This is a genomic window from Nocardia brasiliensis ATCC 700358 (genome assembly GCF_000250675.2).
Lineage (GTDB): Bacteria > Actinomycetota > Actinomycetes > Mycobacteriales > Mycobacteriaceae > Nocardia > Nocardia brasiliensis_B.
The window spans coordinates 6,450,382-6,475,844 of sequence record NC_018681.1 but is presented as its reverse complement, the minus strand read 5'-3'; the positions used below and the strand labels follow the sequence as shown (position 1 = coordinate 6,475,844).

Sequence of the window (25,463 nt, the reverse complement as noted above, 5' to 3'; positions counted from 1 at the left end):
GCCACCGAGTAGGTCTCGGCGCTCGCCGACCAGACCCGGGCGCACCCGATCATTCGACCGACTTCCCGGGTGGCGCGCAGCACCCCAGTCGATGAAAAACCGCGTGCACCGCACCGGTAGGCTGGATATCTGTGCAGACCCACGAGATTCGACGGCGCTTCCTGGACCATTTCGTCCGTGCCGGACACACCGAGGTGCCCAGTGCCTCGCTGATCCTGGCCGACCCGAACCTGCTGTTCGTCAACGCAGGCATGGTCCAGTTCGTCCCCTTTTTCCTCGGTCAGCAGACTCCGCCGTATGCGACCGCGACCAGCGTGCAGAAGTGTGTGCGCACCGGCGATATCGAGAACGTCGGCGTGACGACGCGGCACAACACCTTCTTCCAGATGGCGGGCAACTTCAGCTTCGGCGACTACTTCAAGCGCGAGGCCATCACCTTCGCCTGGTCGTTGCTGACCAACAGCGTCGAGGACGGCGGTTTCGGGTTCGACCCGCAGCGGCTGTGGGCCACCGTCTACCTCGATGACGACGAGGCCGAGCAGATCTGGCTGGAGATCGGCGTGCCCGCCGACCGCATCCAGCGGCGCGGCATGGCCGACAACTACTGGTCGATGGGTATCCCCGGCCCGTGCGGCCCGTGCTCGGAGATCTATTTCGACCGCGGCCCGGAGTACGGCGTCGAGGGCGGCCCTGAGGCCGACGAGGACCGCTACATCGAAATCTGGAACCTCGTCTTCATGCAGAACGAGCGTGGCGCGGGCACCAGCAAGGACGACTACGAGATCCTCGGCCCGCTGCCGCGCAAGAACATCGACACCGGCATGGGCGTCGAGCGCGTGGCGTTCCTGCTGCAGGGCGTGGACAACGTCTACGAGACCGACCTGCTGCGCCCGATCATCGACAAGGCCGAGGAGCTGACCGGCCGGTCCTACGGCGTGACGCACGAGGACGACGTGCGCTTCCGGGTGATCGCCGATCACGCCCGCACCGGCGCGATGCTGATCGCCGACGGCGTCAATCCCGGCAATGACGGCCGCGGCTACGTGCTGCGCCGCCTGCTGCGCAGGATCGTGCGTTCGGCCCGGCTGCTGGGCGCGGAGAAGCCGGTGATGGGCGAGTTCATGAAGGTCGTGAGCGATCTGATGTCGCCGTCCTACCCGGAGCTCGCCACCGATTTCCGGCGCATCGAGACGGTCGCGGTGGGCGAGGAGACCGCCTTCCTCAAGACGCTGAACACCGGCTCGACGCTGTTCGACAACACGGCCGCCGCGGTGAAAGCCAAGGGCAGCAGCACGATCGCGGGTTCGGACGCGTTCACCCTGCACGACACCTACGGCTTCCCGATCGACCTCACCTTGGAGATGGCCGCCGAGGCGGGTCTGTCGGTGGACGAGGACGGCTTCCGGTCGCTGATGGCCGAGCAGCGCAAGCGTGCCAAGGACGACGCGCAGGCCCGTAAGCACGCGCACGCCGATCTGTCGGTCTACAAGGAGCTGGTCGATCGCGGTGCCACCGAGTTCACCGGTTTCGACGAGCTGACCTCCGAGGCGCACGTGCTGGCCCTGATCGCCGACGGCGTCCGGGTGCCGGTCGCGCAGGCCGGTCAGGACGTCGAGGTGATCCTCGATCGCAGCCCGCTCTACGCCGAGTCCGGCGGCCAGATCGCCGACCGCGGCTCCATCACCGCTGCGGGCCTGAAGCTGACCGTCAACGATGTGCAGAAGATCGCCAAGAAGGTCTGGGTGCACAAGGCCACGGTCGAGCAGGGCCAGATCACCGAGGGCGATGTCGTTCTCGCGCAAGCGGATCCGGCGTGGCGACGCGGTGCCACCCAGGGCCACTCCGGTACGCACATGGTGCATGCCGCGTTGCGGCAGATCCTCGGCCCGAACGCGGTGCAGGCCGGTTCGCTGAACAAGCCCGGCTATCTGCGTTTCGACTTCAACTGGCAGGGGCAGCTTTCCGAGCAGCAGAAGTCCGAGATCGAGGCCGTGTCCAACGACGCGGTCGGCGCGGACTTCCCGGTGAACACCTTCGTCACCGACCTGACCAAGGCCAAGGAGATGGGCGCGATGGCGCTCTTCGGCGAGAACTACGGCGACGAGGTGCGTGTCGTGGAGATCGGCGGCCCGTTCTCGATGGAGTTGTGTGGTGGTACGCACGTGCAGCATTCCTCGCAGATCGGCCCGATCACGGTGCTCGGTGAGTCGTCGGTCGGTTCCGGTATCCGGCGCGTGGAAGCTTTCGTCGGCCTGGATTCCTATCAGTATCTGGCCAAGGAGCGGGCGCTGCTGGCCGGTGTGGCCGCGTCGCTGAAGGTGCCGTCGGATGAGGTGCCCGCCCGGGTCGAGCAGCTGGTGGAGCGGCTCAAGGTGGCCGAGAAGGAACTCGAGCGCACCAAGACGGCCGCCGTGCTGTCGTCGGCCGGGAAGTTCGTGGAGGAGGCCGAGCGGATCGGTGCCGTGCTGCTCGTCGCGGTCGCCGCGCCCGAGGGTGTGCCCGCCGGTGATCTGCGCACGCTGGCCACCGACATTCGCGGCAGGTTCGGTACTGTGCCCGCCGTGGTGGTGCTGCTCGGTAATGCCGACGGCAAGGTGCCGTTCGTGGTGACCGTCAACCAGGGTGCGCAGGATCTCGGGTTCAAGGCCGGCGATCTGGTGGCCGCCTTCGGGCCGAGCATCGCCGGACGTGGCGGCGGCAAGCCCGAGATGGCCCAAGGTGCCGGGTCGGATCCGTCGGGCATCCCGACCGGCTTGGCCGCGGTCCGCGCCCGGGTGGCCGAACTCACCCAGTGATGGCATCGCCGAGCGATTCCGCAGGAGAAGGCCGGGCGGCGGGCACCGACGCCGACCGGCCCCATCCGGACACCGATCCCGGGCGCGGCCGGCGAATCGCCATCGATGTCGGCAGCGTCCGCATCGGTGTCGCCTCCAGCGACCCGGACGGCATCCTCGCCACGCCGGTGGAGACCGTGCCGCGCGCCAAGCCGAACGCGCGCGGTGGCAAACACGGCGGGCCCGGAAGCGATATTTCCAGAATTGCTGAAATTGTGCGGGAGTACGAGGCCGTCGAGGTGATCGTCGGGCTCCCGCGAACATTGCGCGGGGAGAAAGGCAGTGCCGCTACCATTGCCACCGCATTCGCGGAGCAATTGCGGGCCGCCGTGTCGCCGGTGCCTATACGGCTTTCCGACGAACGTTTGACTACGGTGTCAGCTGCACGTGCATTGCGGGACAGTGGAGTTCGCGCGCGTGGCCAGCGGCAGGTGATCGATCAGGCGGCGGCCGTCTCGATCCTGCAAGGATGGTTGGACGAACGGAGTGCGGTGTTGAGGTCGGGTGAAGCGGTGCGTCCTGAGGCTGTCGGGCGCGCCGCAGGGTCCGCTCCTGCGTCGTCGGAGGACGATGCATGACGGATCGATGGGCGCGGGCCGAGGAACGGTACCGACAGCGCGAAGCTGATCGGCGTTACCGGCGGGACGACCGAGCCTGGGGTGGGCAGAACAGCAGAGACACGCACGCCAGAACGAACCGGGTGGTCGGTCGAGAGCAGGACGACTGGGACGACTACGAGGACGACACCACCGTCATCCCGCGCTACACCGACGACATGGACCCGCCCGAGCCCGCCCCGCGCCCCCGCGCGCGGCCTCGTGCCGACGCGGAGCGCCGGGCCGGCCAGCGTACGCGCGCCGGTCGCCGGGAAGCGGCCCGGCACGAGGACGACGACGAGGCGGAAGAGAGCCCCCGCCGCTCGCGCGGCGCGCAGCGCGGCAAGCGCTCCCGCGCGGCCTCGCGTAAAGCGCAGGAGCGCAAGCGGCGCAGGCGGACGATGTGGCTGGTGGCCGGCGTCTTCGTGGTGCTGTTCGCGGGCGCCGCGGTGTTCGCGGGCATGAAACTGATCGAAAAGCTCGGCCCGCCCGAGGATTTCGCCGGGCCGGTGGGTCCGATCGCCGTGGTGCAGGTGCACGACGGCGACACCTCACAGCAGATCGCGGCGAGCATGAAAGAGAAAGGCATCGTCGCGAGCACCGGCGCGTTCATCGAAGCGGCCGTGCGCAATTCGAACATGCAGTCGGTGCAGCCGGGCTACTACGCGATCCCGACGCGCAGCCCGGCCGTGCAGGCGGTCGCGGCGCTGGTCGGTAAGCAGGCCCGGGTCGGGAACCTGGTCATCCCCGAGGGACGGCTGCTACACGACCAGTTCGAGGTCGGCACCAACCGGCGCACCGACGGCATCTACCGGATGATGGCCGAGGCCAGCTGCATCGGCATCGGTCCGAACCAGAAGTGCGCGACCTACGAACAACTCGAGGCCGCGGGCTCGGGCGTCGACCTGGCCGCGCTCGGTGTGCCGTCCTGGGCCGCGCAGGGCGTCAAGGACTGCCCGGATCGCACCAGGCAGCTGGAGGGTTTGATCGCCGCGGGCACACTGGATTTCGATCCGAGTGGCACACCGGAGCAGATGATCCGCCAGGTCGTCACCGCGAGCGCCAAGAGCTACGAATCCACCGGCCTGCTGCAGTCCGGCGGGGAGACCAAGCTGACGCCGTACCAGACGCTGATCGCCGCGTCGCTCGTCGAACGCGAGGCCAAGCCGCAGGACATGGGCAAGGTCGCGCGGGTGATCGTGAACCGGCTCCGGGTGCCGCAGATGCTGCAGTTCGACTCGACGGTGAACTACGCGCTGGACCGCACCGAGGTGCAGACCACCGACGCCGACCGGGCCGCGGAAACCCCGTGGAACACCTACGCTAAGACCGGTCTGCCCGCGACGCCGATCTCGGCGCCCTCGCTGAACGCGTTGCGCGCCATGGAGAATCCGGAAGTGGGTCCGTGGCTGTACTTCGTGACCGTCGACAAGCAGGGCACCACCCTGTTCACCGACGACTACAAGCAGCACCAGCGCTACATCCAGCAGGCCCAGGCGAGCGGAATCCTCGACAGTGGCCGCTGAACGCAAAGCGGCGGTGCTCGGCAAGCCCATCGCGCATTCCCGCTCGCCGCAACTGCACCTGGCCGCGTACCGCGCGCTCGGACTCGACTGGAGTTACGAGCGCATCGAGTGCACGGCCGAGCAGCTGCCCGGACTGGTCGACGGGCTCGGCCCCGAATGGGTCGGGCTGTCGGTGACCATGCCGGGCAAGGAGGCCGCGCTCGCGCGGGCCGACGAGCGCACCGAGCGGGCGGTGCTGGTCGGATCGGCCAACACGCTCGTCCGGCGGGACGGCGGTTGGCTGGCCGACTGCACCGATGTGGACGGCGTGCTCGGCGCGTTGCGCGGGGGCGGGGTGGTCGACCTGGACGAGGCGGTGGTGCTCGGGGCCGGTGGCACCGCGCGGCCCGCGCTGCTCGCGTTGTCCGAACTCGGCGCGAAGACCGTCACGGTGATCGCTCGCGACGCCGGACGGGCAAGCAGCGCACTGGATCTCGCGGAACGGCTCGGCATGAACGCGGCGGTGACCGCGTTCGATCCCGCGGCCCTCGCCGGCCTGTGCGAGCGCGCGGGCGTCGTGGTGAGCACGATTCCGGCCGAAGCCGCCGCCCAGGTGGCCGAAGCGGTCGCGACCGCGCCCGTGGTGCTCGACGCGATCTACAACCCGTGGCCGACGCCCCTCGCCGAGGCGGTGACCCGGGCCGGGCACACGGTGGTCAGCGGATTGCAGATGCTGCTGAACCAGGCCTATGGGCAGGTCGAGCAGTTCACCGGCCGTCCGGCGCCGCGCGCGGAGATGGCCGCGGCATTGGCCTAGCGGCACCATGTAGACAGCACGCTCTCGGCTCCGACGTTCGGAGTGAGGATGGGTCAGCGGGACGCATCCGTGATGTCGAAGGAGTCGTGATGAAGTACGTGGTGATGATTCACTCCAACCCGCAGCCGTGGGGGCATCCGACGAGTGACTACCTGCCCGAGTATCAGTCGATGACGCAACAGGAGCGGGACCGGTGGGGTTCGGACTTCGAGAAGTTGCTCGGCGAGATGCAGGAGAAGGGGGAACTGATCGGCGGGGAGGCGCTGGGTGCGCCCGAGTCGTCGCGGTTGTACCGGTGGGGTGACGGGGCGCCGCTGGCCACCGACGGACCGTACTCGGAAGCCAAAGAGCACCTCGCCGGGTTCTTCCTGATCGACGTGGAGAGTCAGGCGCGCGCGGAGGAGATCGCCGCGCAGTTCGCCGGTCCGGGTGAAACGATCGAATTGCGACCCATGATGTGGCCGGGCAGCGACACCGAATGAGCGTGCGGGTGGCGGACGTGTGGCGGCGCGAGTCGCCGTACGTCCTCGCCGCTCTGCTGCGCAGGCACGGTGATCTCGGCGACTGCGAAGACGCCGCCCAGGAGGCGGCCGAGGCGGCCGCGGTGCAGTGGGAACGCGACGGTGTGCCGGACCATCCGCGCGGCTGGCTGATCCGGGTCGCGTCCCGGCGGTTGATCGATCGGGTGCGGGCGGACCAGGCGCGGGCGGGGCGGGAAACGGCGGTGGCCGTCGCGCAGCCGGGCGACGCGCACGTCGTGCCGTCGGCCGATCAGGGGCGGATCGGCGACGAGGACGACACGATGCGGTTGTTGCTGCTCTGCTGCCATCCGAGCCTGAGCAGACCCTCGCAGGTCGCGTTGACCTTGCACGCCGTGTGCGGCCTCGGCACCGGTCAGCTCGCGGCCGCCTACCTGGTGCCGGAACGCACCATGGCGCAACGGCTCTCGCGAGCACGGTCCACCCTGCGGGGAGCCGGCGCGGTGTTCGAACTGCCCGGCACGGCGGAGCTGCCCGCGCGCATCGCATCCGTGCTGGACGTGTGCCACCTGCTGTTCACCGAGGGGCATACGCGTTCGGCCGGTGGCGCACTGGTGGATTCGAGCCTGACCGACGAGGCGATTCGCCTCACCCGGCAACTGCACGCCGCCATTCCGGAACACGACGAGGTCGCGGGGGCGCTCGCGTTGATGCTGCTCACGCATGCGCGGGTAGCGGCCCGGACCGACCACGGCAATCTGGTGCCGCTCGCCGAGCAGGACCGTTCCCGCTGGGACCGGGCCTTGATCGCGGAAGGGGTCGGCATTTTGGAGCGGGTGCTGCCGCGCGGTCACGTCGGGCGGTTCCAGTTGCAGGCCGCGATCGCCGCGGTGCACGCGGAGGCGCCGACCTGGGCGAGCACCGACTGGCGGCAGATCAGCATCCTTTACGCCATGCTCGACCAGGTCGCGCCGAGTTCGATCGTCACGCTGAACCGCGCGGTGGCCGTCGGCATGGCTTTCGGCCCGGACCGGGGCCTGGCGCTGATCGCGCCGTTGCTCGACGATCCGGCCATGCGCCGTCACCATCGGACCCACGCCGTGCGCGCGCACCTGCTCGAAATGAGCGGCGACGAGCTCGCGGCTCTCGAGAGCTATCGGCAGGCGGCACGACTGACCGTCAGCGTGCCCGAACAGCGCTACCTCAACGACCGGATGCGCCGCCTCGGTGCGGAAGGCGGGACCGACCGGCCAGAAAACTGATACCGGTTCTAGTTTGGTTCGGTGGGGCGCGGGGTTATGGTGGTGCGCATGAATGCTTGGGTGTTGCGGGCGATCGTGCTCGGCGCGCTGGTCGTCTTCCTGCGCGCGGTGCTCGGGTTCGCGATGGTGTACTGGCCGACCCACGGGGTCTGGATGCGGGCGCTCTGCCTGATCGTTCTGCTGGCGGTCATCGTGTACTGGGGTTTCCTGGACGGACGCAAAGACCGCACGGCCAACCCCAACCCCGAGACCGGCACCGACCTGACCCTGCTGTGGTTGAAGGCCGCGGTCGCGGCCGGCCTCGGCAGCGGCCTGGGCGCCTGGATCCTCGACTGGCTGCCGAAGTTCGACCTCGGCGACAACGGTCTGCTCTTCGAACTCACCGCGGGCGCGGCATTCATCGTCCTCCTGGTCTTCATCCCCGCCCTGATCGGCGTCGGGATCGGGCGCGCACTGACCGATCGGCGATCGGCGAAAGCGTCCGCCGAGCCGACGCCGGTGAGTACCGGCGTCTGAGGTTTCGCGGTCGGCATCGAGAAGGCGATCTGATTCGCGGTAATCGGCCGACGCAAGCGTCCGGCACGCGGCTTGCGCAGCAGCCACAATGTCGCGGCGCCGACCGCGAGCACCACCGCGGCCGGCGAGCAGATGCCGCAGCACCAGCGCGGGCGTGGCTGAGCGCGAGCGCGCGACCAGCACGGCGGCGGCCGCGCCGCCGTCGCGCCGCGCGAGTCGTAGTGGTCGGGTGCACTGTGCAAGGTACGTGTGCTGCTCGGGGTGATCTGCTTCGTGGAGTGATGGGTTGTCCGCGGTGATCGCTCGAAAGTGTCACCCATTCCCCGCGCGGAACCGACGCGACCTCGGTCCCGGCAGATGCGACCGCCGCCGCGGCTCGGCCGAAGCCGGCGGTCGTGCTCTCGTGTGCTCAGCTCCAGCTGGACGGTTGATCACCAGGTAATGGTGGCGGGGGTCTCTCGCTTGGCCGATGCCGCCACCAGTACCTGGTGATCGGTTGACCAAGGCGTGAGTCGCCTGGTCGACCCTGATGGGTCCGGCGCGATGTGCCGTTCGGCGATGACGTACTGCGCGTGGGTGCTGCGTTGCCGGGCCGTGCTGCCAACTTCGTGACGTTCTGCTCGCGGGGCGCGCTCTGGCAGCGGTGACGTGCTGCCAACTTCGTGCCCTCATTGATGAGCCCCCGTGTTTCACCGTGATGCAGACGATAACGTGTTGTCATCCAACGGATTTCACCTGGGGAGGACATTCATGATCACTCGAATCGGGGCCGCCGCCGCGATGGCGATCGCTGCGTCTGCGGTCGTGCTGGGCGGACAGGCGAGTGCGCAGAACGGTTGCGCGTCGAACGCGCCGCACTGGAACTGGGTGTGCGTGCCCTCCGGGTCGAACGTCAACCTGTCGTACTGCCTCAAGAACAAGGACGAGTGGGGGAAGCCGGGCGAGTGCGTCGCGCGCAACGACGGCAACGGACGGTACGACCTCTGGATCTCCAACTACTGAGTCCGCGCAACGAACGGCGCATCCCGTTCGATCAAGGTGCGCCGTTCGTGCGATCTGACCCCGATGCATCGTTGCTGCGCACGTATCGGCGCGCTGCGTCATCGGCGAATAGGTGCGCGGAAGGCAATGCTCTGTGCGGCAGGCGAATCCGGCTCAGCCGGCCCTGGTTGCCGCGCGCAGTTCGGCCTGCTGCGTGTGGCCTCCGCCGACTCCGGCCAACGCTGGCCGCTGGGTTCCAGGTAACCACCATCGGTGACGAAACATGCGGCCCCGCGGCGTTTTCGTATGCTTGCACCGCCACGGCACGCCGCCGGGCGATAGCGGCGGCCGGGAGACCGCACCGTCGCAGTTCGGCGTGCGCGCCGACACCGCCAACGCCGAGCACCAGCCGACATCAGGGTGGCAGGCGAAACTACTGGATCTCGTGGAACCGGGCGTCGAAAAAGGTGAAGATCGCGAACGTGGCCAGGCCGACCGCGACGATGAGCAGCAGCACGGTGCCGTACGGCTGGGCCGCCAGGGTCTTGAGCGCCACGTCCAGCCCGGTCGCCTTCTGCGGCTGGCTCTGCACGGCGGCCACGACGACGAGTACGCCGGCGCCGGCGTACACCCCACCGAGCGCCGCGTAGCCGACTTGCCCGAGCCGGATCACGATCCGTTCCATCGACCGGCTCACCTTGCCGAAGTCCTGCTCCGCATGGAACCGCTTCGCCCAACCGTGGCGGGCGACGAACAGGCCCGCGACAACGATGGCGAGCCCGATGACGATCACGACCGGCTTGCCCCACTCGCGGCTGAGCAGGCTGCCGATGAGACCGAGTTGCGCCTCGTCCATCGACGAGGCCGGCGACCCGTTCGCCAGCTTGGCCGCGCTGTAGGCGAGGTAACCGAAAAGGACTGCCTCGCCGAAGTTCATCACGCGAAGCAGCGTCTCCTTCGGGCTGTCCCGTGCGCCTGCGAAGGTCTCCAGCAACTGCCACAGCACGGCGAAGCCGATCCCGCCGGCGATGAGCCAGAGCACGAACCCGCCGCCTCGGTACTCCGCGAAGTGCTGCAACGCGCCGGTCTTGTCCGCTTTCCCGACGCCGCCGCCGTCGAGGTCACCGAGCGCGACCTGAACGCAGACCCAGGCCACAAGGAGATGGACTACGCCATACGCCACCAATCCCACCCGCACCGCCAACCGGAACGGCGCACTCCCGGCCACCGCGTGATGGACCTGATTCGAGTTCCTCATCACCACCACACCATGGCAAAACCGCAACTGCGGGCCGACATCGGACGATTCGGGCATTGCCCGAACCGCAACATCCAAACCTCCCGCCCCGTCGATATTGCGAAATAGGTGACGTCTCAACGAGATCGGGCTCGGCGGACGACGTCGATAGACTGGCAGTGATTTCGGTCGCCGGAGCCGAACACCGATTGAACGAGTTAGGCTGACCGTTGGCAGAGCAGGCGACCGACGAGACGATTCCTACGCCGAATGGGCAAGGGCAGGCACGGGATAGGGTGCCGCGCCGACGACGGATCATTTGGCTGCTATCGGTCGCTGCGCTGTTGATTGTCGACGTCGCGGCAGTGCCTGTGGCCTACCTGTCGGATCGCTTCTATCGGTTTCAGGAGTTCCCCGCGTGGGCTGTGCCTGTGTGCTGGATCGCGACGGCGGTGCTGGTCTTCTTTGCATCGAGGATGGGTTGGCGGCGCACCTGGGACAGGCTCGTGCCCGCCATCGTCCTGGCGCTGTCGGTGCTGCCCCTCCTGCCGCTGATGATGTTGTCGTTGCTGTTGCGGCCGTATATGAGTCCGAGCGACCGCACGCCCCCAGTCGTCGCGGTGAGCCCCGACGGTCGCCACGAGGCCGTCACATATCGCGCAAGCGCCATGATCGACACGATCTGTGGTGTCCGGGTGCGGGAGCGTCTCGGCCTGTTCAGCAGGCAGACCGATGTGTGGGAGGCACCCGAAAGTCAGCCATGCCCGAAGCGCGTGTCCTTTACGGGAGACGGCACGATCCGCATCATCGATTACTACGGCCAGGAACTCACGGCGCACTTCGACCCCGACCGAATGAAGTAACGCAGATCCTGCGGCCGACATCGTGACTGATGCGAGATCTTGTTGATGCCGAGGGCTTTGACGATGCTGCCGTCGAGTTCGATCCCTTGGTCAGCGAGCTCGAGTGTGGGTTCGGTCGTGCCAACGCGGCTCAGGGGGTCGTCGTAGTAGCCGACGTTGGTGACGACGTGGAGAACGCGCTTGGTCATCGGCTGATGGTTGATGTCGGCGTGTACGAGGCAAGCGTCAGGGGCCGACCGATGCGATCGCGAGGAAGGCGCCGCGCACCCGCTCGGCGACCTCCTCGGTCGACGTCGCATGCAGTTTGCCGTCGAGGTACAGGCAGGCCAGCCCGTGCGCGAGTCCCCAGCCCGCCGATGCCAGGGCCGAGGCATCCGCCTGGGGGGAGACCTGGTCGAGCGCGGCGGCCAGCAGCTCGTGCAGGGCGTCGGCGGCCCTGACTCGTTCATCGTCCGCATCGTCACATGGTTTGCCGAACATGACACGGAACAGAGCCGGGCGCCGCAGCGCGAAGGCGACGTAGGTGACTGCGAACTCGGCCAGGTCCGCGAGCGAGGCGGGCGGATTGCGCCCCTCGCTCAGGTCCGCCAGTAAGGCCCGGAAGCCTTCGACTGCCAGCGCGGACTCCAACGCGTCACGGTCCTTGAAGTGGCGATAGGGCGCCGTCTGCGACACGCCGGCCCTGCGTGTAATCGCGCGGAGTGAGAAGGGTTCACCGGCCTCGAGCATCTCCATCGCGGCCGACAGCAGCGCCGCCCGCAGGTCGCCGTGATGGTAGCCACCCTTCTCGAATGTTGACATCGCTTACTTCGCCCTCCTACGCTGAGTTAGCACTGTAAACATAGCGCTACGCCGGGGACGAACCGGTCGGCCCAGGTCATCCCCCTGGGTGACGTCGCTGGCCGGGAGCGTCGACGACCTCACCAAAACGCACCTCCGCATCGACCCCGATGACACGCTGGCACCACACCAGCGACCAGCTGTCCCAGATTCGACCAACGCCACCGGCCAAGGTGGTCATTTGGGTGGCACGGCACTGCTCGCATCTGCGCTGACGTCGACCGCCCCAGCACCTCGAGGAGAATGAATGCAGACCGTCCTCGGCGCCGGCGGGCCGATTGCCGACGAGCTCGTGAACGAGCTCCACCGCAACCACACCAAGGACATTCGTCTCGTCAGCCGCAAGCCTTCGCAGGTCAACGACACCGATGAACTCGTGGCCGCAGACCTCACCGATGCCGAGGCCACCCGCCGTGCGGTCGCGGGCAGCCAGATCGCCTACCTCACCGTCGGCCTGCCCCTGGACTCGGAGCTGTGGGAGCGTCAGTTCCCCGTCATCATGCGCAACGTCATCGATGCCTGCGCCGAACACGGAACGAAGCTCGTCTTCTTCGACAACACCTACATGTATCCCGGAACGTCGGCGCCGCAAAACGAATCGACGGCATTCGCACCGAGCGGCCGCAAGGGACGTGTCCGCGGCGAGCTCGCCACCACGCTGCTCGAGGCCATGCGAGCGGGGCGGGTTCAGGGCCTCATCGGCCGCGCCCCCGAGTTCTACGGACCCGGCTCGACCAAGAGCTACACGAATTCGTTGCTGTTCGACCGGATCAGGGCGGGCAAGCGGCCGTTCGTCCCGGTCGACGCGCACACCGAGCGTTCCCTGATCTGGACCCCCGACGCGAGCCGGGCACTGGCCCTGCTCGGCAACACCCCGGATGCCTACGGCCAGACATGGCACCTACCGGTCGACCCGAACCGGCAGTCCTACGCCCAGCTCATCGAGATCGCCGGCGAGGTCACCGGTCGCACGCTCGGCTACACGGTGCTGCCGATGCTCGCTTTCCGTTTCGGGCGCCACTTCGTCAAGCCACTCGACGAGATGTACGAGCTGCTCGGCCGCTACCGCGACGACAACATCTTCGACAGTTCGAAGTTCGCTGCCCGCTTCCCCGAATTCCAGGTCACCACGTATCGGGAGGGAGTGAAGCGAATCCTCACCGGCTGACCGGTCATTCTGCTGACTGCCGGCGCGTGGCGCGACGCCGAACCGGTGCACCGAGAGCATGACTCGCTTTGCGCCGCTGAAGCCGACGAAAGGTCGACACGCCGACATGGGCGACGCTGCGCGAGATCCGAGTGACCGGCTCGTCGATCGTGAGCCCTGGACGCACCGCCTCGCGACCGGCGGCCCTTCGCCGGCGCGGGCTATTAAACGCAAACGACTGCTGGGCATACCCGCCGATCAAATGCGACGGCTTGATCATGATTTTGCCGCAGAGGCCGACCACAACTCGTGGGCGATGCTGCGGCGCAGGTATCGAGCGGGGCATCCGGGGTCGTATAGGTACGGGACGGTCGTGGCTGGTGCGTACAGACTGGCGTCCCGCGCATGAATTCGTCGATGATTTCCTGCGCGGGACGCGAATCTGTTGCGTGGGAGGCGGATTCGCGCGCGGCCTAGAGCAGGATGCCGCCGGTGTTCGGGGTGCCTTCGCGGGCGATCGCGGAGTAGGCGGCGGCGAGCAGCGTCGGGTCGGGGCCTTCGAGCCTGCCGGGTTTGGCGAGTCCGTCGAGGACGACGAAGCGCAGCACACCTGAGCGGGTTTTCTTGTCGGTCTGCATCGAGTCCAGCAGTTGCGGGAGGGCGTCGGCGTCGTAGCTGACCGGCAGGCCGACACTTTCCAGGACCGCGCGATGCCGGTCTGCGGTGGCGTCGTCGAGGCGGCCCGCGAGCCGGCCGAGTTCGGCGGCGAAAACCAGGCCGACGGACACGGCGGCGCCGTGGCGCCACCGGTAGCGCTCGCGACGCTCGATCGCGTGCGCGAGCGTGTGGCCGTAGTTGAGGATCTCGCGGAGGCTGGACTCCTTCAGATCGGCGGCGACCACATCGGCCTTGACCTGGATCGCGCGCCGGATCAGCTCGGGCAGTACGTCGCCCTTCGGGTCGAGCGCCGCCTCGGGATCGCGTTCCACCAGTTCGAGGATCACCGGGTCGGCGATGAAACCGGCCTTGATGATCTCGGCCATGCCCGCGACGATCTCGTTGCGCGGCACCGTCTCCAGCGTCGCCAGATCGACGAGCACCGCGGCCGGCTCGTGGAAGCAGCCCACGAGGTTCTTGCCCGCCTCGGTGTTGATTCCGGTCTTGCCGCCGACCGCCGCGTCCACCATCGCCAGCAGCGTGGTCGGCACGTGCACGATCTGGACGCCGCGCATCCAGGTGGCGGCGACGAAACCGGCGAGGTCGGTGGCCGCGCCGCCACCGAGACTCACCACGACATCGTTGCGGGTCAAGCCGATCCGGCCGAGCACCTCCCAGCAGAATCCGGCGACCGCCAGTTCCTTACCCGCCTCCGCGTCCGGGATCTCGATGCGGTGCGCGTCGAGACCGGTGTCGGCCAACGACTTACGCACCGCCTCGGCGGTTTCGGCGAGCGGCGGCTGGTGGAAGATCGCCACCGTCCGTACGCCCTTCGTCGCGCCGCGGACCGACTCGACGAGTTCACCGAGCAACCCGCGGCCGATGATCACCGGATACGGGTCGGCGGTACGAACTTCGATACGACTCGGCTCATTCACGACTACTGCTCCGATTCTGTAGTTGCTTCTTGCTGTTTCCGTGCCCGAACCCGCGCCCGACGAGCCCGCGCCCGCCGCGCCCGCCCACTCGACCCACCGGCACCGGAATCCTCCGAGCCGGACTGTTCGTTAGATTCGCCGGCGTCGGTCGCAGAGTTCGCACCGCCCGCGTCGATCGATCGGCCCGCATCGCTCGCGCCGGTCGAGTTCACCGATCCGCTTGCGTTGCCCGCATCGGTAGCGTTGCTCCCGCCGTTCGGGCTGTTCGAGCGAGTCGACCCATTCACGTCGCCCGCGCCCCTCGGACTGACCGCGTCTGCGGTGCCTCTGGCACCGGCTGCACTGCCCGCGTCGGTCGTATTGCTCGCGCTGCCCGAACTGGTCGCGCCGGTAGCGTTGCCACTACCGGCCGCGCTATTCGTGCCAGTCGGCGCATTCATTCCGCCCGTGCTATCGGGGTTGCTCGCGTTGCTCAGGCTGCCTGCGCTACTCGCACTGCCTGCGCTACTTGCGCCGCTCGCGCCGACCCGTTCGTCGGTGCTCGTTGACGCGGTTGGGGGGCCGGCGGGGCGGCGTGCGCGCCAGCGGCGGGCCAGTGGGCCTTCGGGTTTCAGGGGTGAGGTGTCGGTGGGGTGGTCGGGGGATGAGTTCTGTTCCGGGGTGGTCTTTTTCGACGATGCGGCGCGACGGGATCGCCAGCTGCGGCCGGTCGAGGTCGTGCCGGACTTTCCGGTGGGTAGCGACGGGGTGTCGGTGGTTTCGGGTTGGGGCAGGCCGGCTGCGCGGCGGGCGGCGGCTCGGGCGCGGGCTCGGCGGCGGGCGCGGGAGCGGCTGCTGCCCTGTGGCTTCGCGGTCTCTGGCGTGTTCTGGGTCAGGGGCGGTGTGGTGAGGTCGCATTCGGTTCCGGTAGCGGGATGTACCGGTTCGAGGCCGAGCTTGGCCAGCACCATTTTGACCACTCGCCCGGGGCTGCGACCGTCGGTGCGTACCCGGACGGTGGCCACCTCGCGGTAGAGGGGGCGGCGCTTGCGCATCAGCTCGCGGTATTTGGCGGCGGGATCGGCGCCGTTGAGCAGCGGCCTGCTCGTGCTCGCGCCGGTTCGCCGAAGTCCTTCGCCCACACTGATTTCCAGGTAGACGACGGTCCGGTTGCGCAGCAGCGCCCTGGTGTCCTTGGACAGCACGGCACCGCCGCCGAGCGAGACGACCCCGCGTTCGGCGAGGATGGCGCGCCGCACCACCCGCTCCTCGATGCGGCGGAATTCGGGCTCGCCGTCGGTCGCGAAGATCTCGGGGATGGTGCGTCCGGTCTCGCGCTCGATGCCCGCGTCGGTGTCGTAGAGTTCGACGCCGAGTTCCTTCGCGAGCTTGCGGCCGATCGTCGATTTCCCCGCGCCGGGCGGTCCGACCAGCACCACGCGCGGCGCGCGCGGATCGGTCTGCACGATCATTGTGGGCTGGTGTCGGCGGGGGTGAGATGCGGGCGGGAGCCGATCCGCTTGACGTAGCTGGTGATGTTCTCCAGGGTCTCGCTGATCGAGTCGCCGCCGAACTTCTCCAGCGCGGCCTGCGCGACCACGAGCGCGACCATGGATTCGGCGACCACACCCGCGGCGGGCACCGCGCACACGTCGGACCGCTGATGGATCGCGACGGCTTCTTCACCGGTGGTCATGTCGACGGTGGCCAGCGCCTTCGGCACGGTCGAGATCGGCTTCATCGCGGCACGCACGCGCAGCGCTTCACCGTTGGTCATGCCGCCCTCGAGGCCGCCGGCGCGGTTGGTGGACCGCAGTACGCCATCCGGGCCGGGCCGCATCTCGTCGTGCGCTTGGCTGCCCCGCCTGCGCGCGGTCTCGAAACCATCGCCGACCTCGACGCCCTTGATGGCTTGAATGCCCATGAGCGCCGCGGCGAGTCGCGAGTCGAGGCGGTCCGCGCCGCTGATGAACGAGCCGAGACCCACCGGCAGGCCGTCGACGACCACCTCGACGACGCCACCGAGGGTGTCGCCGTCCTTCTTCGCGGCTTCGATCTCGGCGATCATCGCGGCTTCGGCGTCCTTGTCGAACGCGCGCACCGGGCTCTCATCGATGGCCGCGAGGTCGGCCGCGGTCGGGACCACGCCGGTGCTGTTCTGCGCGGTGCCGATCGAGACGACGTGCGAGACGACCTCGACGCCGAACGCCTGGCGTAGGAAGTTGCGTGCCACGGTGCCCGCGGCCACCCGGGCCGCGGTCTCCCGGGCGCTCGCGCGTTCGAGCACGTTGCGAGCGTCGTCGAAGCCGTACTTGAGCATGCCGGAGTAGTCGGCGTGCCCGGGGCGGGGACGGGTGAGCGGGGCGTTGCGGGCCAGGTCGGCAAGTTCGGCCAGGTCGACCGGGTCGGCGGACATGACCGTCGTCCACTTCGGCCATTCCGAGTTGGCCACCTCGATGGCGACCGGGCCGCCCATGGTGCGCCCGTGCCGGACGCCGCCGATGATCGTCACCTTGTCGGCCTCGAACTTCATCCGGGCGCCACGCCCATAGCCCAGCCGGCGGCGCGCCAACTGCGCGGAAATCTCGTCGGACGTCACCTCGACTCCGGCCACCATTCCTTCGAGGAGGGCGACGAGAGCGGGACCATGGGATTCTCCGGCAGTTATCCAGCGCAACACGTGCTCCATCTTCCCATGCGGACGCCCCAGGACCGTCGCGCGGCCCGCCGTGATGGCAGGCACGTTCGCCTGTTTCCCCGCCGACCCGCAGTTGAGCCCCCGCGATTGGCAGGGACGGCGCTGGGCGCATCAGGTGCCGCACCCGTCTGTAGGCGCGCGTCAGGGCGCGGTGCCGTGTTCCAGCGGGCGACGTTACGCCTCGGCGTGTTTCACCGCGCGAGTCGCGGACCCACAGACTTTCCACGCGGTTCACAGCAGCTACAACCCCTGTGAACCGTACGAACCCTCTGTGACCCCCACCTATCTGTCGCTTGGTCCAGACCAACCTCCCCGCGCCCCTTTTCCGAAGCCGCTCGAGACGCAACCACAGCCAGATGACCACGCCGGAACCCCACTCCGCGCGCCTGACGTGCGACTGCAGCCGGGTACGGCACACGACGCGCTCAGCACTATCCATGTAACTCCCGCGGCAGGTGCACGAAACCGGGTTCGTAAAGCTCCGGCAGTCCCCGATCGCCACCCACTCGGGTGCGGGTACCAGGTATTTCGCGGTCATGCCCGCGGCATAGGTGACACCGGAAGCGATGGCGAAGATCAGCTCCGACTCGCAAACAGTCGCGCGGCGACCTTCGGCCGATCCAAACCGCTGCCCCGAAGCAGTCGTGCTGTGGCGATCCGCCTTGCCCGTTGCTGCGAGCTGCCCGGTGCGATGCTGCGATCCGCCCCGCCCGCCCCGCCGCTCGGTCCGGCGCGCACTGCTGGTTGTGGTGTCGTGATCCGCTCATGCCGTTGTCGCGAACACCTCGGCTCGAGGCAGGCGAGGGGGTGCGGGGCAGCTCAGGTGACGTGGGCGACTGCCAGGGCGGTGACCGTGGTCAGGCACATTGCGGGGCCGTGCGGTAGGGGAGGGGGTGGGTTGGCGGGTGTTCGGAGGTGGCGGGTGAGGAGCAGGACCAGGCCGGCAACGGCGGTGAGTACAGGTGCGCCCAAGGCGGCGAGCACCCAGGCTTGACCACCGCCGAGCGCGGCGGCCGCGCCGAGTGGGACCGCGAGCTTCACGTCTCCCGCGCCGAACGCCGTGGGGGCGAGCAGGTGGATCACGAGATACGGGAGCGCGAGTAGTCCGGCGCCCAGCAGGGCGGCTGTGAATTGTGTTGTGGACAGGGCATATCCGAGGACCGCGACGGCTCCCGAACCGGTCAGTTCGTTCGGTAGCCGCCGATGCCGGAGATCGCTGACGCTCAGCACCGCGCACCACGCGAGGAGGGCGGCGAACGCGAGGAAAGTCATGTCGTCCAGCCTCGTCCGATCGCGCCCCGGAACCACCCCTCGGGCACGGAATGGGGACAACTTTTCCGGATGTGAACATCCAGTACGTCGCATGCCGACCGGTATGTGGAAATCGATGAGCCGCAACGGAATTCCGGCACCGCGCGGCCACGAAACGGCGACGGGTCAGCGTCCGGGCAGTGCTCGGTACACGTGTTGTATGTGGCCATTCGGCGTGTCGGCGGTAGCTTTGACACATGTGTGCTGATCACGTGGGCCATGCACCCGACTACGCCGCGCGGCGTGGCGCGCTGCGGAGTCTGCTGGTGGAGAACGGAGTGGACGGTCTGCTGGTCACCGATCTGGTGAACCTCAGGTATCTCACCGGCTTCACCGGCTCGAACGCGGCGCTACTGGTGCACTCCTGGGACATGCGCAACGCCGAGGATCGCACGGTGATCGGCACCGACGGCCGGTATCGGACCCAGGTCGCCGAGCAGGTGCCGGATCTGCGCGCCGAGATCGCGAAGGCCACCGCCCGCCGGATCATCGAGCTGGCCGGGGAGTGGCAGCTGGGCCGGATCGGCTACGAGAGCCACATCGTCACGGTCGATCAGCATCGCGGTTTCGTCGAGCAGCGCACCGGGCTCGACTTCGTCGCCACCCCCGGCCTGGTCGAGCAGCTGCGGATGGTCAAGGACGCCCACGAGGTGGAGCAGCTGCGGGCGGCCTGCGCGGCGGGTGACGCGGGGCTGGCGACGCTGCTCGAGCGCGGCGGTCTGCGGCCGGGCCGTACCGAACGGCAGGTCGCCCGGGATCTGGAATGGGCGATGTTCGAGCACGGCGCGGAGGCGGTGTCGTTCGAGACCATCGTCGCGGCGGGCGCGAATTCGGCTGTCCCGCACCATCGGCCCACCGAGGCGCTGCTGGCCGCCGGTGACTTCGTCAAGCTCGACTTCGGCGCGACGGTCGGCGGCTACCACTCGGATATGACCCGCACCTTCGTCCTCGGCGCGCCCAGCGACTGGCAGCGTGAGGTGTACGAGCTGGTGCGGGCCGCGCAGAAGGCCGGATGCGAGGCGTTGCGGCCGGGCGCGAAGACCGCCGACGTGGACGCGGCGTCGCGCACCGTGATCGAGGCCGCGGGGCACGGGGCGCTGTTCGTGCACGGCCTCGGGCACGGGGTCGGGTTGCAGATCCATGAAGCGCCCGGACTCGCGAAAAACGGAACCGGTACACTTCTGTCTGGCGTGGCGGTGACCGTCGAACCTGGTGTGTACTTTCCCGGCCGCGGCGGGGTCCGGATCGAGGACACGCTCGTGGTGCGCGAAGGGGGCCCGGAGCTGCTCACCAACACCGGCAAAGACCTGACCGTCGTCGACTGACGCCGGTTCGACCCCCATGTTGTTTACGAACTAGGAGATCCGAGGACAGTGGCGGACACCAGCGACTTCAAGAACGGCCTTGTGCTGAAGATCGACGGTCAGCTTCAGCAGATCGTCGAATTCCAGCACGTCAAGCCGGGCAAGGGCCCCGCCTTCGTGCGGACCAAGCTGAAGAACGTGCTGTCCGGCAAGGTCGTCGACAAGACCTTCAACGCCGGCGTCAAGGTGGAGACCGCCACGGTCGACCGGCGGGACATGACCTACCTGTACCACGACGGTTCGGACTACGTCTTCATGGACGGCGACACCTTCGACCAGATCTCCATCTCCGAGCAGACCATCGGCCCCGGCGCCCGGTTCCTGCTGGAGAACATGACCGTGCAGGTTGCCACGCACGAGGGCGCCCCGCTCTACGTCGAGCTCCCGGTGACGGTCGAGCTCGAGGTGCAGCACACCGATATCGGCCTGCAGGGCGACCGCTCCACCGGCGGCACCAAGCCGGCCACCCTGGAGACCGGCGCCGAGGTGCAGGTCCCGCTGTTCATCAACACCGGCGACAAGCTGCGCATCGACTCGCGCGACGGCAGCTACCTCGGCCGAGTCAACGCCTGATCGCCGCGCGCGAGCAGGATAATGGTGACTGTGGCTGAACAGCCGTTGGACAAGAAGTCCACGTTCAAGAAGCTCGGCACGCGGCACAAGGCGCGGCGCCGGGCCGTCGACCTGCTCTTCGAGGCAGAGGCGCGCGACGTGGACCCGGCCGACCTGCTCGACGAGCGGACCGAGCTGGCGACGCGCGACCAGGCGGTCGCGCCGGTGCACGCCTACACCCACACGCTGGTCGAGGGCGTCGCCGACGACCTCGACCGGGTGGACGGCACCATCGAGTCCTATCTGAAGGATTGGGAGCTGTCCCGGCTGCCCGCCGTGGATCGCGCCATCCTGCGTATCGCGGTGTGGGAGTTGTTCCACGCCAACGATGTTCCGCCGGTCGTCGCGGTGGACGAGGCGGTGGAGCTGGCCAAGGAGCTGTCCACCGACGACTCCCCGTCGTTCGTCAACGGCGTGCTCGGCCAGGTGGTGCTGGTCGCGCCGCAGGTGCGCGCCGCCGCGGCGGCGACCCGCGCGCCGCGGCCGGAGCCCGAGGCGTGAAGAAGTTCCTCGTGCTGGCGATGCGCACACCGCGCTTCGACCCGGCCGTGATCGCGCCGCACAAGCAGTTCCTGAAAGATCTGGGCGCGCAGCTGGTGGAGAGCGCCAAGTTCGGTGACGGGACCGGCGGCGCGTACTTCGTGCACGCCGAAAACCTCGACGCGGCAAAGGCCCTCGCGTTCGCCGATCCGGTGCACACCACCGGGTCCTCGGACGTCACCGTCTACGAGTGGGAACCCACGACGCCCGTGTAACGCGTTCCGCACGCACCCCTGCCGATTCTCCGCACCCGTTCCGGTCGTGCGTGAAACAGCAGGGGTGCGTTTGCGTTCGGGCCCGTACGCTCCCGCCGGGGGTGTACGGGAACCGGCGGGAGCGGGCCGCCCGGATCGCCGGGCATCCGACCGCCGAGTGTTCTCTGCGGCCGGTTGTCATCCTGGTAGCTCAACCGCACTCGAGGTCAAGCCGGCGGGGGTGTGCCGTGGGCCACCCGTGCCGGAGAACCGCGGCCGTGCGACCATGCCAGGGACGTCCGTTGGCGCGCACGACTTCTCGTTTCCCTCGTCCGGAGCGATTCGGGCCGCCTATTCTGGTGGAAACGCAGGGGAGCGCATGGCACGGTTTCTGATCTGGTTCCGCAACAACGTCGACGGTTCTTTCGCGGTGCTCCTTGCGATCACCGTGGGGTTGCTGCAGTTCCTCGACGTCATCGGCACCGACCAGGTGAATGCCGCGATGCTGCTGGTGCTCGGCCTGGTCGCGATCACCCTGCTGCGTGATCGGCACCTGTCGGCGAAGGCGGTGCGCGACGCGACTTCGGTGCATCTGCTGTATGGGCCCGAGATCGGCCACGCGCATACTCTCGCCCGGCGCGGCACCGAGCAGTGGATGTTCAAGGGCGGCACCGGAACCTACATCCGCGCGGTCACCTTGCGCGAATGCGTGGAGAATGCCCGGCGCGAACAACGCCCGCTGCGCGTGCAATTGGAGATCCTGGACCCCACCGACGAGCAGCTGTGCAAGACCTACGCGCAGTTCCGTTCCTCGCTGCAACCCGAGGCCGATCGCACCGGCGAGCTGTGGACCACCGAGCGCACCCGCAAGGAGGCGTACGCGACGGTGCTCGCGGGCTGCTGGTATCGGCAGCGGTTCACCTTCCTCACCATCGATATCGGGTTGTCGGCGGTGATGACGACCTTCCGCTGGGATCTGTCCTCCAGTTGCGTCATTGTCACGCAGGACAATCCGAACACCCCGGCCATGATGTTCGAGCGGGACAAGCCCTACTACCGCGATTTCAATCGCGAGCTGGTCGCCAGTTTCAAGCAGACCAAGCAGGTTCCGCTGAGTCGCACGGAGGAACTGCCGCTGTCCGACGAGCCGACCGTGGACCAGGTTCGCGGTGTGTTCCAGACGTTGGGCCTGGAGTTACCGGCCGCTTTCACCGATCGAGACGTCGCCGATATCGTGCGTCGCGCGCTGCAGCCCAGGAATCCGTACTGATGAACGAATACGCCCGACTACGCACGCTGCTCGCCGCGGAGGACGCCGCGACTGCGGTGCGTCGCTGGGCTCGTGACGTGCTGGCGGGCGTCGTCGACGGTAGTTCCGACCTGACCGCCGTGCGACATCCGTTGGGGTTCTTGTGTTTTCCGGTGTGGCGCGGGGAGGGCCTCGGCGTCTGTGTACACGTCTGGACCGAGGGCGGGTACGCCGAGCCGACCACCTCGCCGATGCACGCGCACAGCTGGGATCTGCTCAGCACGGTGCTGTACGGCACGGTCGGCAACGAGATCCTCGAAATCGACAGTGCCCCCGCACGTCCCACGCATCGCCTGTTCGAGATCCAGAGTGCCGCGGACGGTGACCTGGTGCGGGCGACCCAGCGTCTGGTCGCCTATCGCACCAGGTCCCGGGAGGAGTTCCGCGCGGGCGAGGTCTACACCCTGCCGCACGGCGCGTTCCACGTGTCCGATGTGCGCGGTGCGGCGGCGACCGTGGTACTCGGCGAGGACAACCGCGGCCACCCCGACCTGTCGCTCGGCACGCTGGTCACCACCGACCACTGGGTGCACCGAACCCCCTGCACCCCAGCCGAATCCCGCAGTGCCGCGCAAACCGTGCTCGATCATCTGCACGCCCGACCGAACCAACTGGAGAACCGATGCGAACAGGCGACGTGATGCATCAGGTGCTGCCCGGCACGCTGCTGGACGTGGCCGCGGATGTCGCGGTCACTGCCGCGGTCGAAGCGGGCCGGGCGATCCGGGACGGTCTGCTCGGGGCGCTGACCGTCAGCACCAAGGACGCCAGCGGTGACGTGGTGACCGACCTGGACCTGCGAGCCGAGCGGATCATCCTCGGCCACATCCGGCGCGTGTTCCCGCAGCATCGCATCCTCGCCGAGGAATCCGGGGTGCTCGACAGCGGCGACGATGCCTGGTGCTGGGTGGTCGATCCGCTGGACGGGACCAACAACATCGCGATCGGGCTGCCCGTATGCACGGTCGGTATCGCGCTGTGCCACAACGGGACTCCGGTCGTCGGGGTGGTGCACGAGCCGATCGCCGACCGCACCTGGACGGCGGTGCGCGGGCGCGGCGCCACCGGACCGAACGGGCCGCTCGTGCCGACGGCGGCCCAGCCCAGCGCGGCTCCGGTGCTCGCGTGGCTCCAGGGTTATCCCGTCACCCGCACCGATTCGACCGCTCGCGCGCTGCGGCTGACGTTGGAATCGTCCTCGCGCCGACTGATCCAACTCTGGTCACCGCTGCTGTGCTGGGTCATGTTGAGCAGCGGCGATATCGACGGTTTCGTCGGCTATCGGGCCGGACTGGTCGATCTCCCCGCCGGTGCGCTGCTCGCCCGCGAATCAGGGATGCACATCACCGATTTCGAGGGTGCGGCGCTCGACGAGCGCCTGGACCTGCCGACGGGCGAGGTGGATTTCATCGCAGGCAAGCCTGCGGTGCTGCCCGAGCTGACCCTGCTGGTGAAATCGGCGAGTGCGGTACGGGTGACGGGCCTGCCCGGGCCGGGATAGGCTCGCGCCCGACCTCATCCGGTGACGAGCAGTGCCGCGACCGCGCCGACGGTACCGAGCAGCGCGAGCCCGAATCCGGTGAGCACGAAGCGCAGCATCGGGACGCGCACGTTGTGCGTGCGGCAGAACTCCAGGCAGAGCAGGGTGGCCAGGGACGCCCACGGCGTCACCACCGGCCCGATGTTGGTGCCGATGAGCAGGGCCAGCAGTTGATCGTGATTCGCGGCCGGCACCACCGCCTCGCCCGCGGTGTAGGCGGGCAGGTTGTTGGCGATATTCGATAGCGCCGCGCCCGCGCCTGCCGCGCGGAACGCGCCTGCCGCGCCCGAGTCGTCACCGATCAAGGTGTGCATCAGATCCGAGAGCCCGAGCCTGCCGAGGGTGGGCACCACCAGGAACAGGCCGACGACGAAAACCAGCAGCTGCCAAGGAATCAGCGACCAGCGCAGGGATCGGCGGTCGAACACCGCGAACGCCAGCACCGCGATGGCGGCGGCGATGGTCGCGGCGATCCCGATGCGATCGCCGACGAACGGGATCGCGAAGATGAAGAGCAAGCAGGCGCCCGCCGTGGTGTACAGCAGCGCACGCTCTTTCGCGTTCGCGGGGCGCACCGGTTCGGGCGGCAGGTACCGGTCGGTGTCGCGCCTGCCCCGCCGCCAGTACCACAGCCACAGGCAGAGCATCGTCGCCGCGATCGAAACCAGCTGGGGCGCCCACATTTTCGTGGCGAACTCGGTCGCGGTCAGCGCGACTCGATCGGCGGCGAGCAGGTTGGTGAGATTGGAGACCGGCAGCAGCAGGCTGGCCGTGTTGGCGAGCCAGAGCGTGGTCATGGCCAGCGGGAGCGGCGGGATGCGGGCGGGCGCGGCCAGCGCGAGCATCACCGGAGTGATCAGCACGGCGGTCGTGTCGAGATTGAGCAGGATCGTGGTGGCCGAGGCGAACAGGACGCACAGCCCGAACAGCGCCGGATAATAACCGCGCCCGAGAATGGCGAGCCGGTGCGCGATCACATCGAACACCTTGGCCTGCCGGGTGAGCTCGGCCAGCACGATCACGCTGCCGAGAAACAACAGCAGCGGACCGATCCGGCGCATGTTGTCCGCGGCTTCGGCCCTGGGCAGCAGTCCGGTCAGCACGCAGAGCACACCGGCGACGAGCAGCGCGATCCGGACCCAATCCAGCACGCTGAGGCCCCAGCGGGGCCGCTGGGCGGCCGCCGGCGGGTGCGGCGGGATGTTGCGCTCGGGGGAGTCGACCTGTTCGGGCACGACTGCCAT

24 protein-coding genes and 1 pseudogene are annotated in these 25,463 nt (G+C 68.5%); 17 read left to right on the top strand and 8 right to left on the bottom strand.

The genetic code is table 11. The features are described from left to right. Nucleotides 1-131 precede the first annotated feature (131 nt). The 8 genes from alaS (at nt 132) to O3I_RS28575 (ending at nt 9,011) form a co-directional block, all read left to right on the top strand. Complete coding sequence (alaS, locus tag O3I_RS28610) at nt 132-2,795, top strand: alanine--tRNA ligase (RefSeq protein ID WP_014986496.1); 2,664 nt, start codon at nt 132-134, stop codon at nt 2,793-2,795. Next, a complete protein-coding gene (gene ruvX / locus O3I_RS28605; RefSeq protein WP_014986495.1) occupies nt 2,795-3,412 on the top strand; it encodes a Holliday junction resolvase RuvX in 618 nt (205 codons plus the stop codon). The genes alaS and ruvX overlap by 1 nt, the downstream gene beginning before the upstream one ends. Further along, entirely contained in the window at nt 3,409-4,956 is a 1,548-nt protein-coding gene (locus O3I_RS28600; protein WP_041562934.1) for an endolytic transglycosylase MltG, read from the top strand. Before ruvX ends, O3I_RS28600 begins: the two co-directional genes overlap by 4 nt. Beyond that, entirely contained in the window at nt 4,946-5,752 is an 807-nt protein-coding gene (locus O3I_RS28595; RefSeq protein ID WP_014986493.1) for a shikimate dehydrogenase, read from the top strand. The genes O3I_RS28600 and O3I_RS28595 overlap by 11 nt, the downstream gene beginning before the upstream one ends. An 89-nt stretch (nt 5,753-5,841) precedes the next feature. Beyond that, nucleotides 5,842-6,234, top strand: coding sequence for a YciI family protein (locus tag O3I_RS28590; RefSeq protein WP_014986492.1), 393 nt, complete (start codon nt 5,842-5,844; stop codon nt 6,232-6,234). Continuing rightward, entirely contained in the window at nt 6,231-7,493 is a 1,263-nt protein-coding gene (locus O3I_RS28585; protein WP_014986491.1) for an RNA polymerase sigma factor, read from the top strand. Before O3I_RS28590 ends, O3I_RS28585 begins: the two co-directional genes overlap by 4 nt. 48 nt (nt 7,494-7,541) lie before the next feature. Next, complete coding sequence (locus O3I_RS28580; RefSeq protein WP_237748145.1) at nt 7,542-8,009, top strand: B-4DMT family transporter; 468 nt, start codon at nt 7,542-7,544, stop codon at nt 8,007-8,009. Nucleotides 8,010-8,759: 750 nt separating this feature from the next. After that, on the top strand, nt 8,760-9,011 hold the full coding sequence (locus O3I_RS28575) for a hypothetical protein (RefSeq protein WP_014986489.1): 252 nt from the start codon (nt 8,760-8,762) through the stop codon (nt 9,009-9,011). A 412-nt stretch (nt 9,012-9,423) separates the two neighbouring features. On the opposite strand, the gene O3I_RS28570 is transcribed toward O3I_RS28575, so the two are convergent. Next, nucleotides 9,424-10,248, bottom strand: coding sequence for a DUF1206 domain-containing protein (locus O3I_RS28570; RefSeq protein ID WP_063632362.1), 825 nt, complete (start codon nt 10,246-10,248; stop codon nt 9,424-9,426). A gap of 209 nt (nt 10,249-10,457) precedes the next feature. Between O3I_RS28570 and O3I_RS28565 the strand changes: the two genes are divergently transcribed. Next, complete coding sequence (locus tag O3I_RS28565; RefSeq protein WP_014986487.1) at nt 10,458-11,090, top strand: hypothetical protein; 633 nt, start codon at nt 10,458-10,460, stop codon at nt 11,088-11,090. Here the strand turns inward: O3I_RS28565 and O3I_RS45060 are convergent. Further along, entirely contained in the window at nt 11,042-11,278 is a 237-nt protein-coding gene (locus O3I_RS45060) for a hypothetical protein (RefSeq protein WP_014986486.1), read from the bottom strand. The genes O3I_RS28565 and O3I_RS45060 overlap by 49 nt on opposite strands. 37 nt (nt 11,279-11,315) lie before the next feature. Further along, nucleotides 11,316-11,891, bottom strand: a complete 576-nt coding sequence (locus O3I_RS28560) for a TetR/AcrR family transcriptional regulator (protein ID WP_014986485.1) — start codon at nt 11,889-11,891, stop codon at nt 11,316-11,318. A 286-nt stretch (nt 11,892-12,177) separates the two neighbouring features. On the opposite strand from O3I_RS28560, the gene O3I_RS28555 reads away from it, so the two are divergent. After that, nucleotides 12,178-13,098: an NAD-dependent epimerase/dehydratase family protein gene (locus O3I_RS28555; RefSeq protein WP_014986484.1), complete on the top strand. Its 921-nt coding sequence runs from the start codon at nt 12,178-12,180 to the stop codon at nt 13,096-13,098. Nucleotides 13,099-13,550: 452 nt separating this feature from the next. On the opposite strand, the gene aroB is transcribed toward O3I_RS28555, so the two are convergent. The 4 genes and pseudogenes from aroB to O3I_RS28535 all read right to left on the bottom strand — a co-directional run bounded on the left by aroB (nt 13,551) and on the right by O3I_RS28535 (nt 18,621). After that, a complete protein-coding gene (gene aroB / locus O3I_RS28550; RefSeq protein ID WP_014986483.1) occupies nt 13,551-14,672 on the bottom strand; it encodes a 3-dehydroquinate synthase in 1,122 nt (373 codons plus the stop codon). Between the two features lie 932 nt (nt 14,673-15,604). Continuing rightward, nucleotides 15,605-16,123: pseudogene (locus O3I_RS46505) on the bottom strand (shikimate kinase); the annotation flags it as partial. Next, the gene (aroC, locus tag O3I_RS28540; protein WP_171904461.1) at nt 16,120-17,340 is read right to left on the bottom strand and encodes a chorismate synthase; all 1,221 of its coding nucleotides are present in this window, start codon (nt 17,338-17,340) and stop codon (nt 16,120-16,122) included. The gene aroC and the pseudogene O3I_RS46505, both read right to left, overlap by 4 nt. A gap of 828 nt (nt 17,341-18,168) precedes the next feature. Next, nucleotides 18,169-18,621, bottom strand: coding sequence for a prepilin peptidase (locus tag O3I_RS28535; RefSeq protein ID WP_014986480.1), 453 nt, complete (start codon nt 18,619-18,621; stop codon nt 18,169-18,171). A gap of 236 nt (nt 18,622-18,857) precedes the next feature. Here O3I_RS28535 and O3I_RS28530 point away from each other — a divergent pair, with 236 nt between their 5' ends. The 7 genes from O3I_RS28530 to O3I_RS28500 all read left to right on the top strand — a co-directional run bounded on the left by O3I_RS28530 (nt 18,858) and on the right by O3I_RS28500 (nt 24,180). After that, complete coding sequence (locus O3I_RS28530; protein ID WP_041562932.1) at nt 18,858-19,985, top strand: M24 family metallopeptidase; 1,128 nt, start codon at nt 18,858-18,860, stop codon at nt 19,983-19,985. A gap of 48 nt (nt 19,986-20,033) precedes the next feature. After that, entirely contained in the window at nt 20,034-20,597 is a 564-nt protein-coding gene (efp, locus tag O3I_RS28525; protein ID WP_014986478.1) for an elongation factor P, read from the top strand. A 30-nt stretch (nt 20,598-20,627) separates the two neighbouring features. Then, nucleotides 20,628-21,137: a transcription antitermination factor NusB gene (gene nusB, locus O3I_RS28520; RefSeq protein ID WP_014986477.1), complete on the top strand. Its 510-nt coding sequence runs from the start codon at nt 20,628-20,630 to the stop codon at nt 21,135-21,137. Further along, entirely contained in the window at nt 21,134-21,391 is a 258-nt protein-coding gene (locus O3I_RS28515; RefSeq protein WP_014986476.1) for a YciI family protein, read from the top strand. The genes nusB and O3I_RS28515 overlap by 4 nt, the downstream gene beginning before the upstream one ends. A 358-nt stretch (nt 21,392-21,749) precedes the next feature. Continuing rightward, nucleotides 21,750-22,640 (top strand): hypothetical protein, encoded by an 891-nt coding sequence (locus tag O3I_RS28510; RefSeq protein ID WP_014986475.1) that lies wholly within the window; start codon nt 21,750-21,752, stop codon nt 22,638-22,640. Next, complete coding sequence (locus O3I_RS28505) at nt 22,640-23,320, top strand: hypothetical protein (RefSeq protein ID WP_014986474.1); 681 nt, start codon at nt 22,640-22,642, stop codon at nt 23,318-23,320. Before O3I_RS28510 ends, O3I_RS28505 begins: the two co-directional genes overlap by 1 nt. Then, entirely contained in the window at nt 23,302-24,180 is an 879-nt protein-coding gene (locus tag O3I_RS28500) for an inositol monophosphatase family protein (protein WP_141691749.1), read from the top strand. The genes O3I_RS28505 and O3I_RS28500 overlap by 19 nt, the downstream gene beginning before the upstream one ends. A 14-nt stretch (nt 24,181-24,194) precedes the next feature. Here O3I_RS28500 and O3I_RS28495 read toward each other — a convergent pair whose 3' ends face one another. Further along, nucleotides 24,195-25,463 (bottom strand): SLC13 family permease, encoded by a 1,269-nt coding sequence (locus O3I_RS28495; protein WP_014986472.1) that lies wholly within the window; start codon nt 25,461-25,463, stop codon nt 24,195-24,197.

What these genes read in the sequence shown, in the direction of transcription:
- O3I_RS28600 (WP_041562934.1), top strand. Translation starts at nt 3,409, where the DNA reads ATGACGGATCGATGGGCGCGGGCCGAGGAACGGTACCGACAGCGCGAA.
- O3I_RS28495 (WP_014986472.1), bottom strand. Translation starts at nt 25,463, where the DNA reads ATGGCAGTCGTGCCCGAACAGGTCGACTCCCCCGAGCGCAACATCCCG.
- O3I_RS28510 (WP_014986475.1), top strand. Translation starts at nt 21,750, where the DNA reads ATGGCACGGTTTCTGATCTGGTTCCGCAACAACGTCGACGGTTCTTTC.
- O3I_RS28580 (WP_237748145.1), top strand. Translation starts at nt 7,542, where the DNA reads ATGAATGCTTGGGTGTTGCGGGCGATCGTGCTCGGCGCGCTGGTCGTC.
- ruvX (WP_014986495.1), top strand. Translation starts at nt 2,795, where the DNA reads ATGGCATCGCCGAGCGATTCCGCAGGAGAAGGCCGGGCGGCGGGCACC.
- O3I_RS28560 (WP_014986485.1), bottom strand. Translation starts at nt 11,891, where the DNA reads ATGTCAACATTCGAGAAGGGTGGCTACCATCACGGCGACCTGCGGGCG.
- O3I_RS28535 (WP_014986480.1), bottom strand. Translation starts at nt 18,621, where the DNA reads ATGACTTTCCTCGCGTTCGCCGCCCTCCTCGCGTGGTGCGCGGTGCTG.
- O3I_RS28505 (WP_014986474.1), top strand. Translation starts at nt 22,640, where the DNA reads ATGAACGAATACGCCCGACTACGCACGCTGCTCGCCGCGGAGGACGCC.
- O3I_RS28570 (WP_063632362.1), bottom strand. Translation starts at nt 10,248, where the DNA reads ATGAGGAACTCGAATCAGGTCCATCACGCGGTGGCCGGGAGTGCGCCG.
- O3I_RS28530 (WP_041562932.1), top strand. Translation starts at nt 18,858, where the DNA reads ATGTGTGCTGATCACGTGGGCCATGCACCCGACTACGCCGCGCGGCGT.
- O3I_RS28500 (WP_141691749.1), top strand. Translation starts at nt 23,302, where the DNA reads ATGCGAACAGGCGACGTGATGCATCAGGTGCTGCCCGGCACGCTGCTG.
- O3I_RS45060 (WP_014986486.1), bottom strand. Translation starts at nt 11,278, where the DNA reads ATGACCAAGCGCGTTCTCCACGTCGTCACCAACGTCGGCTACTACGAC.
- O3I_RS28555 (WP_014986484.1), top strand. Translation starts at nt 12,178, where the DNA reads ATGCAGACCGTCCTCGGCGCCGGCGGGCCGATTGCCGACGAGCTCGTG.
- aroC (WP_171904461.1), bottom strand. Translation starts at nt 17,340, where the DNA reads ATGGAGCACGTGTTGCGCTGGATAACTGCCGGAGAATCCCATGGTCCC.
- O3I_RS28575 (WP_014986489.1), top strand. Translation starts at nt 8,760, where the DNA reads ATGATCACTCGAATCGGGGCCGCCGCCGCGATGGCGATCGCTGCGTCT.
- O3I_RS28585 (WP_014986491.1), top strand. Translation starts at nt 6,231, where the DNA reads ATGAGCGTGCGGGTGGCGGACGTGTGGCGGCGCGAGTCGCCGTACGTC.
- O3I_RS28590 (WP_014986492.1), top strand. Translation starts at nt 5,842, where the DNA reads ATGAAGTACGTGGTGATGATTCACTCCAACCCGCAGCCGTGGGGGCAT.